General features: G+C 68.2%; 6 protein-coding genes. 3 read left to right on the top strand and 3 right to left on the bottom strand.

What is annotated here, in order from left to right:
- On the bottom strand, positions 1-1,650 hold a 1,650-nt coding region (locus tag VNE60_11725; protein ID HVB32188.1), incomplete at its 3' end, for a glycosyl hydrolase.
- A gap of 575 nt (positions 1,651-2,225) precedes the next feature.
- Positions 2,226-2,498, bottom strand: coding sequence for a hypothetical protein (locus VNE60_11720; GenBank protein HVB32187.1), 273 nt, complete (start codon positions 2,496-2,498; stop codon positions 2,226-2,228).
- Between the two features lie 791 nt (positions 2,499-3,289).
- Between VNE60_11720 and VNE60_11715 the strand changes: the two genes are divergently transcribed.
- Positions 3,290-3,679, top strand: a complete 390-nt coding sequence (locus tag VNE60_11715; GenBank protein HVB32186.1) for a hypothetical protein — start codon at positions 3,290-3,292, stop codon at positions 3,677-3,679.
- 45 nt (positions 3,680-3,724) lie between these two features.
- On the opposite strand, the gene VNE60_11710 is transcribed toward VNE60_11715, so the two are convergent.
- On the bottom strand, positions 3,725-4,528 hold the full coding sequence (locus tag VNE60_11710; protein HVB32185.1) for a hypothetical protein: 804 nt from the start codon (positions 4,526-4,528) through the stop codon (positions 3,725-3,727).
- A 205-nt stretch (positions 4,529-4,733) separates the two neighbouring features.
- Between VNE60_11710 and VNE60_11705 the strand changes: the two genes are divergently transcribed.
- Entirely contained in the window at positions 4,734-5,726 is a 993-nt protein-coding gene (locus tag VNE60_11705; GenBank protein ID HVB32184.1) for an ice-binding family protein, read from the top strand.
- 329 nt (positions 5,727-6,055) lie between these two features.
- Positions 6,056-11,983 (top strand): glucoamylase family protein (locus tag VNE60_11700; GenBank protein HVB32183.1); only part of this gene is annotated, 5,928 nt, incomplete at its 3' end.

Below are 11,983 nucleotides of genomic sequence, written 5' to 3'. Positions count from 1 at the left end.
GGCGATCGACGAAATGGTGCCGAACATCTCCTCGCCGGTGACGTCGGCGCTGATCGGGCCGCCTGGCCGCGCCTCCTTGCTCTTGTCGTTGCGCGTGAGGTCCGGACTGATCGCCTTCCAGTGGGTGCCGTCATCGAGGGTTTGGAACAGCACGTTCGCTCCCATCAGCAGCTCATTGGGATTGTGAGAGGCGAACACCACGGGATGATGGTTCCAGCCGTAGCGGTATTTGATCTCGGACCCCGCGAGGCCGAACTTGTATTCCGGCCAGGGGCTGACGTTGGTGACGAGCCCCGTGCGGCGATTCTCCCGCCACTCGATGCTGTAATACCCGCTCCCGTAGGTGATCCAGGGCTGGCCGGGGGCCGGCACGACCCAACTCATCTCGCCGCCCTGGATGTTCGTCCACACCGGCGGAATGGATCCCGCGGGCACGGCGCTCGGCGCTTCGGCCGAACTCCGGTCCTGCTGCGCGCCGTAGATATGGAAGGGGAACTGATCGTCGAGATTGGCGTGATAGAACTGCCCGGTAGGCTGGTTGTTCTCCGAGCTGAAGGCCTTGCCGCCGTTCAGGGTGACGGTCGCGCCGCCGTCGTTCCCTTCGATGAAGATTCGCGGATCGTTGGGATTGATCCAGAACACGTGGTTGTCGCCGTGCGGCGGACGCAGCGGGTCGAGCGTCTTGCCGCCGTCGTGCGAGACGTACACCCCGACGTTGGGCAGGTAGATCGTGTTGGCGTCCTTGGGGTCCACGTACACGTTCATGTAGTAGAACGCGCGCTGTGTGATATCCATGCTGTTGTTGACGAGCGTCCAGCTGTGGCCGGCATCGTCGGAGCGGAATAGCCCGCCCGCCTGGTCCTTGTAATTCGCCTGGATCAGCGCGTACACGGTGTTGGGGCTACTCGGCGCCACCGCGAGGCCCACCTTGCCGAAGATGCCGGTGGGCAGCCCCGAGGCGTGCGTGAGGTTGGTCCAGGTGGCGCCGCCGTCGGTGGTCTTGTAGATGCCGCTGCCCGGCCCGCCGCTCGAGAAGGTCCAGTGGCTCCGCGACATCTGCCACATGGATGCGTACACCACGCTGGGATTGGACGGATCCATGGCCAGCGCGTTGGCGCCGGTGCTGTCGTTGACGAACAGGATCTTCTTCCAGGTCTTGCCGCCATCAGTGGTCTTGAATACCCCGCGCTCGGCGTTGGGCGCGAACAGGTGGCCCAGGGCCGCGGCGTAGACGACATCCGGGTTGGTGGGATCCACGACGATCCAGGTGATGATGTGGGTGTCGCCCAGGCCGATGTACGTCCAGGTCTTGCCGCCGTCGGCGGACTTGTACATCCCCTCGCCGGTCAGGACCGTATTGCGCGGCGCGGAATCGCCGGTGCCCACGTAGATGACGTCCGAATCGGAGGGCGCGATGGCCATGGCGCCGATGTTGCCGGTCTTGAAGCCCTTGTCGGAGATGCTCTCCCAACTGTGGCCGTAATCGTCGGTCTTCCAGACCCCCCCGCCGGCCATACCTATATAGAAGACATTGGGCTCGCCGGCGATGCCGGCGACGGTCGTGACGCGCCCGCCGGTATAGGGGCCCACGCTGCGCCAGCGCAGGGCGCCCGTGAGGTGGCCCGGCGGCACGGGGGCACCGGACGCCACAGGAAGGGCCAGCGGCAGACAGGCCAGGAGTAGAAGTCGACGCGCTGTGAACATGACAGATGTCCCCCTCTTGAAGAGCCTCTTTCGGCTTGACCACGCCGAGTGGTCCGGACGGCCTCTGGTCTTGGGGGGGGACGAGGCGCGGCGCGAACGATGGTGGGGGAAGGTGCGGCCAATCAGGAGGACCGGCAAGTACCGGGGTCTGCCCGCGTGACGCGATGATCGTATGCCAACGCGACCAGGGTCGGCGCCGTGGTCGCACGACGCTGCTGTTTTGCGTGGGGAACGCAGATTTCGAGGAGGCGCGGTTGATGGCGGTCACACGCTGGACCAGGTATCGCGAACTGCTGGCCCACCAGGTCGAGGCGTACCTGGCGGTGTGGGAGGCATTTCTCCTCCAGACGCTTCCGGCACGCCTCCTGGAGATTGGTACCGCCGACGGCGGATTCATCCTGTCGCTGAAGGACCGGATGAACGTCATCAATCCCGACTGTGAGGTCCGGTCCCATGACATAGGGACTGCTGCGGCCCGCCATGCTGTTGGCGTCAGTCGTGACGCACGACCGGTTCCATCACTACGACGCCGCGAGATGCCGCGCCAGAATGGATGCCTCCTCCACCGTCGCGGTCCGATCCTTGAAGTGGACCACGAACGTCGTGGCAACCCCGGGCTGCTCCGGGAATACCGAGTTCCGCAACACCACCGTCCGCGTCCACGTGTGATCGCTGGTGTCGAAGCGCCATTCTCCGACATCCACCACGGCGTGCGGCTGGAAGTCGAAGGCTGCGAACGCAAGATCGGCGGCCCGGCGGCGCGCGGCCTGCAGGACGTCCCGCACCCGCTGCATGGGAGCGGTATCCCCACCGCCGGCCATGGGCGCGTTCCACGCCGGGGCAGCCAGGGTCGTGGTCGGGGAACCGGAACGCACGAATGTCACGTCGAACCCGGTCGCTCCTGCTTGGAGGGTGGCGATCAACCCATTGGCTGGGGTCGCGGCACTCGCACACGCCACGCGAAGTTGGGGGAGATCCGGATCCATTGGCCGGAATTGCACCTGCAGATCGGTGGCGCCCAACAGCCGCTCAGCGGACGCCAAGACCATGGTCAACAAGGAGAGCGGAACAGGCGGGGAGTCTCCAACGGGGTCCATCGAGGGCATCCGGCAGAAGATGGTGTAACTGCGCGCACATCACGAGATGGGAGACCATGACCCGCATGGCCGGACCCCGTGCACGGCAACCGTATCCTAGATCGCTGCCACAATCGCCGCCAGTGCATTAGCATTAGCAGTCTGGCATGTCGGCGATGCGTCCGCTGGCACCTGATGAACCGCCCCGTGATGGGCGTCACAGTGCGCGCGGCGCGTAGGGTTGTCCCTGACTTACAATGTCCGGTCCCCGCTCTACGATAGGCCGGCCCTTCTGGAGACTCTTATGTCGATGGACGCTGGCCTGAGCGATGGCGCCAGGCGGGCGACGGGCTGTGCGTGGGTCAGCGACTCCCTTGGGTGCACGCCGAGGTGGTCCGCATCGGGACGAATTACATCCTGTATTCCGAGAGGATAGCGGTTTGCAGAAACGATATGTGGTGGCGGCGCGGCCGGATGGAAGTGAGGGCCGGTACCGCACGTATCCTCAGATGACGCCGCCGCTCGCCGTGGATTGCGATCGCGCACTGGGTGCGATCCACCTGCTCGGGACGTTCAATCCGCGCTATCTGTGGACGATCCGGTTCTTCCGGGCGCTGGCGGTGCTGGAACTCGTCGCCGGCGCGTACACGGTACGATGGTTGCCAGTGGCGACGGTGATCTGGGCGGGCCTGGCGTACGCGATCCATCGCGCGCTGCCATGGGCCGCGGCCGATTTCGCGCGGGAGACCGTGAGCCGGCATCCCGAGGTCCGAACGCGGTTCGTCCTGGCAGGAATCATCCTGGCCGACATGCCGAGAGTGGCGCCGACCACACCGGCAGAGTGGGCGGTTAGCGCGTGGGGGTCAGCCCGCGCGCCGCATGACGATCCCCGCGGGTGAACGTGGCGCGCTCGTGTCGGCCCGACGCTTCGCCTCTGACGGCCGCTACTGCGGCCACGCGGGGCTGGCGAGCGCGATGCGCCACACGGGCCCCGTGTAGAGCGGCCCTTCGAACCACACGAACGCGGGCGCGTCGCCGGGAATGATCCAGACGTTGCTGTCCGGCGGCAGTTGGCCGGTGAGGTTGGCGCCCAGATGCAGCCAGAAGCCCAGCTCGGGCTTGACCTCGAATCGCACCGCCGTCTCCGCGTATTGGCCCAGCAGTACGCGCTGCGAACCGGACGGCGCGAGTTCGAGCTTGATGACGTGGGGCGCGGGCGTGAATGCCACGATGTGGATGGTGGTGGTATCCCGTGGCGAGATGTTCTTGGCAATGATCATCACCATCCCGTCATAGACGTCACTCGGGAGCGACAGCGTCCCGGCATATCGCCGTTCGCTGCCGTCCTTGTGCGACTTGGTGGTCACGAGGTACTTGCCCGAGCGGGACAGTGAGGCGTCGAGATCCCGGGCGAATGCCGGACCGCGCTGCACGAGATGGTAGTCCTGCATGGCGAACACGCCATCTTCGGTGAACGTGACCGATTCGTCGAAATAGGACGAGTCGGCGAAATGGAACACCAGCCGGCTCGTGACCACCCCGTTCTTCGCGACCTGGAGCACGTCGCCGTCGGCCAGCGGCGCACCGGCCGCCGTGCTCAATGCGAGAAGGCCGTGCACCGAACCTTCCGCATAATGCACCGCGATCGGCGCCGGCCCGGCCGGGCGTACGCGCCCTCCAGCCGTCGCGATCGGCAACGCGGCAACGAGCGCGAACGTCATGCGCGCGACGCGTACTCTGCCGCTCACGACATCATCTCCGGTGCAATCGGGCTTCGTGGCACATGGCCTCCGCTGAATGGTGTGGCTGCTGCCCCTCGTACCTTAGGCCCGAAGACGGCGCGCGCATATCGCCCGTTGGGGGGAGTGAGGCCGGCACTAGGTCCCCCCTCATGCCTTTGGCTGATATCCGCCGTCAAGGTGTGGGCATAAGCTGCTACTGTCGCCGAGCCACGTGCTGCAACGGGCCGCTGGCGCGGCGAATCCACTCTCCAAGGAATGCCGTATCATGGACACACCTCATCTCTCCGCACGCCTGAGACAGGCGGTTGTTCCCTCCAGAATCGCTGGGGGTGCCATCGTTGCACTCGCACTGCTATCGGCCGCCTGCGCCGACACCCGGCCGGCTGCCATCACATCGCCCGCGAGCTTCTCCACGGCGCGTGATGCCGCCCCGGCGGCGACGTCGAACTTTGCCGTGCTCGGCAACGCCGCGGTGACCTGCACCAATGGAACCATCACCGGCAATGTGGGCACGTTCCTCGCCGCGCCCGCCGGTGCGGTGACCCAGACCATTTGTCCCGTGACCGGAACCGTGCACGTGGGCGATGCGGCCGCCGTGCAGGCGTACAATGCGTTCCTGGCCACGTACGCCGCGCTCGCGCCGGCCCCCGGGGACGTCTGTACCACGCTCACGGGCACGCTGTCCGGCGTGACGCTCGCGCCCGGGGTGTACTGCTTCGATGCCGCCGCGACACTCACCGGCGTATTGACGCTCCGTGGACCCGCGAACGGAACCTGGGTGTTCAAGATCGGCACCAGCGGAACGGGCGCGCTCACGGGCACCGATTTCTCGGTGGTCATGGCCGGTGGTGCTCAGCCGTGCAACGTCACGTGGTGGGTGGCCGAGGCCACGACCATGACGACGTCGAACTTCCAGGGCAATCTCCTGAGTGGAGCGGCCATCACGCTCACTGGCGGCACCTTTACCGGGAACGTCTGGTCGCAAGCCGGCGTGACGATCACCGGCACCGCGGTCACCGGGTGTGAGGGCGTCAACGGCGGCAACGATCACGGCAACGGCAACGGCAACGACAAGAGCAAGTGCAATCAGGGAGTTGGAAACGGGTCGGAAGGTTGCGATCCGGGCCACTCCAACCACCATAACGGATCGAACGACGAGAATGGCGGCACTCCCGGCAATCCCGGGCGCAAGGGCAACGGCTGAGGCCTTGGCGTATTGCTGAAACACGGCGAACCGGAGTGCTCGATACGGGCCTCCGGTTCGTCGGCCGGCAGTCGTCGCGGCACCACGGCGCTGGACGCGATGTCCGGCGAAACCGCGCAATCCACGGCGGATAGATGTAGCAAATTTGCGGCGACTCATGCTTTCGTGCGATGACGGGAACCCCGCGTTCGCCCTACTCTCCGAGGGTGTGCCAACCAGCCACCGGAGAGACGGATGCAGGTAGGGATGACCGGCCTCGGGCGCATGGGGGCCAGCATGACGGGCCGGCCCGCGCCGACGCTGGAAGCACGCCGGGCGATCGCTGATTCATGCGTCTGACGCTGCCGCTGTTCTTCCCGTCGCTTCCGCCGCTCGAAGAGCCGATTCGCGCGGAGCTGTTCGGCATCGAGCGGATGGAGGAGCACGCCAGAAGCCTGGCGGCCGCGCAGAAGGTGACGACCGGGCTGGAGCCGAAGCGACCGCTCCTGCCGCGGGTGGACGACAACGGTAGAGTGCTGCGCGATGCGAGCCGCTCGATCGCCGAGTCGGTGCGCGAGCAACGGTGGATCGCGCCTGCCGCCGAGTGGCTGCTCGACAACTTCTTCATCGTCGACGCGCAGCTGCGCGGCATTCGCGAAGATCTGCCGGTGGGCTTCTATCGCGAGCTTCCGGCGCTGGCCGACGGCCCGCTGGCCGGCTTCCCCCGGGTGTACGGCATCGCGTGGGCCTTCGTGGCGCACACGGACAGTCGGTTCGATCCCGATACCCTTCGCCGATTCGTGCGCGCGTATCAACAGGTCCAGCCGCTCACGATCGGCGAACTCTGGGCCGTCACGATCTCGTTGCGGGTGATGCTGGTGGAGAATCTGCGACGGCTGGCGGACGCGATGGTCCGCGGGCGCGAGGCGCGCCGCGAGGCCGATGATCTGGCGGACGAACTGCTCGGGGTGAATGGGCGCGATGCGCGATCGGTGGCGACGGTGATGTCTCGCGCGGACAGCCCGCGGTTGGTCACGGCGTTCGCGGTGGAACTGGCGCAGCGGCTGCGCGATCAGGATCCGGCGGTGACGCCGGCGCTCGCCTGGCTGCATCAGCGTCTGGCGGCGCAGGGAACGACGGCCGACGAGATTGCGCTCCGGGAACACCAGCGGTTGGCGGCGATGACGGTGACGGTGCGCAACATCGTCACCAGCATGCGATTGATGTCGGCGCTCGACTGGACGGCGTTCTTCGAGAGCGTGAGTCTGGTGGACGAGGCGCTCCGCGCGGGCAGCGACTTCGCGGCGATGGACTTCGCGAGCCGCGACAGCTATCGCCACGCGATCGAGGCGCTGTCGCGCGGATCGGGACGCACGGAGCTCGACATCGTCGGGGAGGCGCTGGCGCGTTCGGGCGAGGCGCGGGGACGGCCGCCGGACGCAGCCGCGGGCGGCAACGACCGGCGGGCCGATCCCGGGTTCCATCTCCTGGGGGGCGGCCGGCAGGAGTTCGAGCGTGCCATGGGTTATCGCCCGCCGTTGCGACTGCGGCTGCGGCGGGCCTTCATTGCCGCGGCGACGCCGGGGTACCTGGGTTCGCTGGCGGTGGTGACGGCGGCGAGCCTTGCCGTTCCGCTGTTGATGGCCGCGGCGGCGGCGATGCCCGCGGCGGGCCTGTGGGTGTTGGGCGTGCTGGCGTTGATCCCCGCGTCGGATCTCGCGGTGGCGCTGGTGAATCGCTTCGTCACCACGGTGGTGGCGCCCGACCTCCTGCCGCGTCTCGAGTGGGCGGCCGGCGTGCCCGCGGAGTTCCGGACCATGGTGGCGGTGCCGACGCTGTTCGGCGGGCGCGCCGACGTGGAGGCGCAGGTTGCTCGACTGGAGATCCATTATCTGGCGAACGCCGACGGCGACGTGCGATTCGCGCTGGTATCCGATGGGCCGGATGCGCCTGCCGAACACATGCCGGGGGATGAGGAGATCGTCGCTGCGGCGCGCGACGGCATCGCGCGGCTGAACGCCCGCCATGGACCGGCGCCGGACGGGGGCGCGCGGTTCTTCGTCTTTCACCGTCGCCGAGCGTGGAACTCGTGCGAAGGCGTGTGGATGGGCTGGGAACGCAAGCGCGGCAAGCTCCACGAGTTGAACCTTCTGCTGCGGGGCGCCACGGATACGACGTTCCTGGCGGCGAGCGGGCCGACCGGGGTGCGCTACGTGCTGACGCTGGACGCCGACACCCGGCTTCCGATGGGCGCCGTCAACCGGCTCGTCGGGACGATGGCCCATCCGCTCAACCGCCCGCGGCTCGATGTCCTGACGCAGCGCGTGGTGGAAGGCTACGCGGTGCTGCAGCCGCGCGTGTCGCAGCCGCTCCCGGGTCGCGCGGGCTCGCTGCTGCAGCGGCTGTACTCGGGGGTGTCGGGGATCGATCCGTACGCGTCGGCCGTGTCGGACGTCTATCAGGATCTGTTCAACGAGGGATCGTACACCGGCAAGGGCATCTACGACATCGACGGGTTCGAGGCGGCGCTGGCCGGACGGGTGCCGGACAACACGCTGCTGAGTCACGACCTCTTCGAAGGGGTGTTCGCGCGGGCCGGGCTGGTGACCGACGTCGAGCTGTTCGAAAGCGCGCCGGCGAACTATCTGACGGCGGCGGCACGCCAGCACCGCTGGGCGCGCGGGGACTGGCAACTGCTTCCGTGGATCCTGCGCGAGCGCCTCTCCCCGATCCATCGCTGGAAGATGATCGACAATCTCCGGCGCACGCTGTCGATGCCGGCGGCATTCCTCACCCTGGTGGTGGGATGGGCGTGGCCCGGGTCATCGCCCGCGCTCTGGACGGCGTTCGTCCTGACCACGGTGGCGGTGCCGCTGCTGCTGCCGGCATTGGCCGGCGTGTGGCCCCACGCTCCGGGCATCTCCAAGCGGAGCCATCTGCGCGCGGTGAGCCGTGACTTTCGCGATGCCGCGGGCCAGATGGCGTTCACGATCACGACGATGGCGTTCCAGGCGTGGCTGATGGCCGACGCCGTGATCCGAACGCTGGTGCGCGTCTATCTGACGCATGGGCGGATGCTGGAGTGGAAGACGATGGTGCACGCCGAGTCGCGCGTGCCGCGCACGACGGCGGGGTTCTATCGCCGCATGGCCGGTGGCGTCGGGCTCTCGGCGATCGCGGCGGCGGCGGTGGCGTGGTGGCACCCGGCCGCATGGCCGGTGGCGTTGCCGATCGTGGCGCTGTGGGGGTTCGCGCCCGCCATCGCGCGCCGGGTGAGCCGGCCGGGGACGGCGCCTTACACCGCGCCGCTGTCGGCGGACGAAGCACGGGCGCTGCGCCTCATCGCCCGACGCACGTGGGAATACTTCACGACGTTCGTGACGGCGGAGAGCCGGTGGCTGCCACCGGACAATTTCCAGGAGACGCCGCACCCGGTGATCGCCGAGCGGACGTCGCCCACCAACATCGGGGTGTACCTGCTCTCGGTGGTGGCGGCCCGGGATTTTGGATGGGTGGGGACGCTCGACGCGGTGGATCGGATCGACGCGACGTTGCGCACGGTGGCGGAGCTCGAGCATCATCGCGGGCATCTATATAATTGGTACGATGTCCGGGACGGCCGTCCCCTGGAGCCGCGGTACGTCTCCTCGGTGGACAGCGGCAATCTTGCCGGCGCGCTCCTCACGCTGGCCAATGCATGTCGGGAAATGATCGAGCAGGTGGCGCCCGGACCGCCGGCCCTGTCGGGCATCGCCGATGCCGCCCTCCTCCTGCAGCAAGTGACACGCGACACCGCGAACGACCGGAGCGCCGCGGTGGCCGAGCGGCGCCGGCTACAGGGCGCGCTCGACGTGGTGCTGGCAGTGATCGCCCAGCCGCCGGGCACGCCGGCTGAGTGGGCGGAGCGACTGACCGAACTCGATGCGGCGGCGCGGACGGTTTCGAACTGCGCGCAGGACGTGGGCGACAAGGAGGCGGGAAAGCCGTGGTCGCCGGTGCTCGCGGGCGCGAATGCGCTGCGTGGGGCGGTGCAGACGCACGCGCGCGACCTGGATACGCTCATCCCCTGGACCAGGTTGCGGATCGACGAAGCGGCGGCGTCGGTCATCGCTCGATTGACGCCGACGCCGTCATTGGCCGAGATGCCCAGCCGTTGCGAAGCGGCGCTCCGTGAACTCGCCGAGATCCGGGCGGGGGTCGCGGAGAGCGGGACGGCGAAGGACATGCGACTCCGGAACATCGACGGGCTCGCCGCGGGTCTCGAGCGCTCCGCCGCCGCCGCCGTGGCGCTGACGCGTCGGCTGACGCACCTCGCCACCGAAGCGCGCGCGATGGCCACGGCGATGGAGTTCGGGTTCCTGTTCGATCCGGCGCGGATGCTGTTCGCCATCGGCTACCGGATGGCGGACGGGAGCCTCGATACGGGACGCTATGATCTGCTGGCGTCGGAGGCACGGCTCTTGAGCTTCATCGCCATCGCGAAGGGGGACGTGCCGGTGCGCCACTGGTTCCGGCTCGGCCGCCCGCTCACCCCGGTGGGGAAGGACTCGGTGTTGCTCTCGTGGTCGGGGTCGATGTTCGAATACCTCATGCCGCTCCTGATCATGCGCTCGCCGGTGGGAAGCCTACTGGAGCAGACCTGCCGGCTCGTGGTGCAGCGCCAGATCGACTACGGGGGAGAGCGCGGCGTGCCGTGGGGCATCTCGGAGTCCGGCTACTATCTGCGGGATCTCGCGATGACGTTCCAGTATTCGAACTTCGGCGTGCCCGGCCTCGGCCTCCGGCGCGGTCTCGCCGACGACGTGGTGATCGCGCCGTATGCTTCCGCCCTGGCGGCGATGGTCGCTCCGCTGGACGCGGCGCGAAACCTTCGCGCGCTCGCCGCCGTGGGAGCCGACGGGCAGTACGGGTTCTATGAATCGGTGGACTACACGCCGGCGCGCCTGCCGGCGGGCAAGTCGCGAGAAGTGGTGCGCATGTACATGGCCCATCATCAGGGCATGGCGATCGTGTCGATCGCGAATGTGCTGCACGGCGGCGCGATGCGCGCGCGTTTTCACGCGGAACCCATCGTGCGGGCGAGCGAACTGCTGTTGCAGGAGCGGACGCCGCGCGACGTTGCGGTGGCGCGGCCGCGGTTGGACACCGTCGGCATGGCGGGGAACGTGCGCGAGCTGATCCCGCCGCACATCCGCCATTTCTCGTCCCCGCACAGCGCGACGCCGCGCACCCAACTCCTGTCCAACGGGCGTTATGCCGTGATGCTCACGGCGTCCGGATCGGGGTACAGCCGCTGGCGGGATCTGGCGATCACGCGGTGGCGCGAGGATGCGACCAGCGACAACACCGGGTCGTACATCCTGCTGCGCGACGTGTCCACCGGGGAGCGCTGGTCGGCGGGGTTCCAGCCGAGCGGGCAAGCGCCGGAGAGCTATGACGTGTCGTTCACCGAGGACCGCGCGGAATTCAACCGCCGCGACGGCGCGATCGGAACGTGCCTCGAAGTGATCGTGTCGTCGGAGGACGATGCCGAAGTGCGCCGGGTCTCGCTCACGAACCACGGCGCGCGGACGCGTGAAATCGAGGTCACGTCATACGCCGAAGTGGTGCTCGCGCCGGCGGCGGCGGACGCCAGCCACCCGGCGTTCTCGAATCTGTTCGTCCAGACCGAGATCGTGCCCGAGCGAGACGCCCTGCTCGCCACGCGCCGCCGCCGGTCGCCGGAAGAAGCCGAGATCTGGCTGGCGCACGTCATCGCGGTGGAGGGCGAGACGATCGCCGATCTGGAATGGGAGACCGATCGCGCGCAATTCCTGGGGCGGGGGCGCAACGTGCGGGCGCCGAGCGCGGAGACGGACGACCGCGAACTCTCGAACACGGTCGGCTCGGTGCTCGATCCGATCGTCAGCCTCCGGCGCCGGGTCCGCGTGCGCCCCGGGAAGACGGTGCGCGTGGCGTTCGCCACTCTGGTGGCGCCGTCGCGGAACGCGGTGCTCGATCTGGCGGACAAGTACCATGACGTGACGACCTTCGAACGGGTGGCGACGCTCGCCTGGACGCAGGCGCAGGTGCAGCTGCACCATCTGGGGATCGGGCCCGACGAGGCGCATCTTTTCCAGACGCTCGGCGGCTCCATTCTGTATGCGGATCGGGCGTTGCGGGCGCCGGTGGGCGTGCTGGCGCGGCGCAAGGAGGGCGTGGCGGCGCTCTGGGTACACGGGATCTCGGGCGACCTCCCGATCGTACTGGTGGAGATCGATGCGGCCGACGACATCGGG

The organism is Gemmatimonadaceae bacterium (assembly GCA_035533755.1).
Classification (GTDB): domain Bacteria; phylum Gemmatimonadota; class Gemmatimonadetes; order Gemmatimonadales; family Gemmatimonadaceae; genus JAGWRI01.
Note: the sequence above shows the minus strand (reverse complement) of the source record. Positions and strands in the feature narration are given on the sequence as shown.

Excerpts from the sequence above, each read along its gene's own strand:
- VNE60_11715 (HVB32186.1), top strand. The coding sequence starts at position 3,290 with ATGACGCCGCCGCTCGCCGTGGATTGCGATCGCGCACTGGGTGCGATC.
- VNE60_11720 (HVB32187.1), bottom strand. The coding sequence starts at position 2,498 with ATGCAGCGGGTGCGGGACGTCCTGCAGGCCGCGCGCCGCCGGGCCGCC.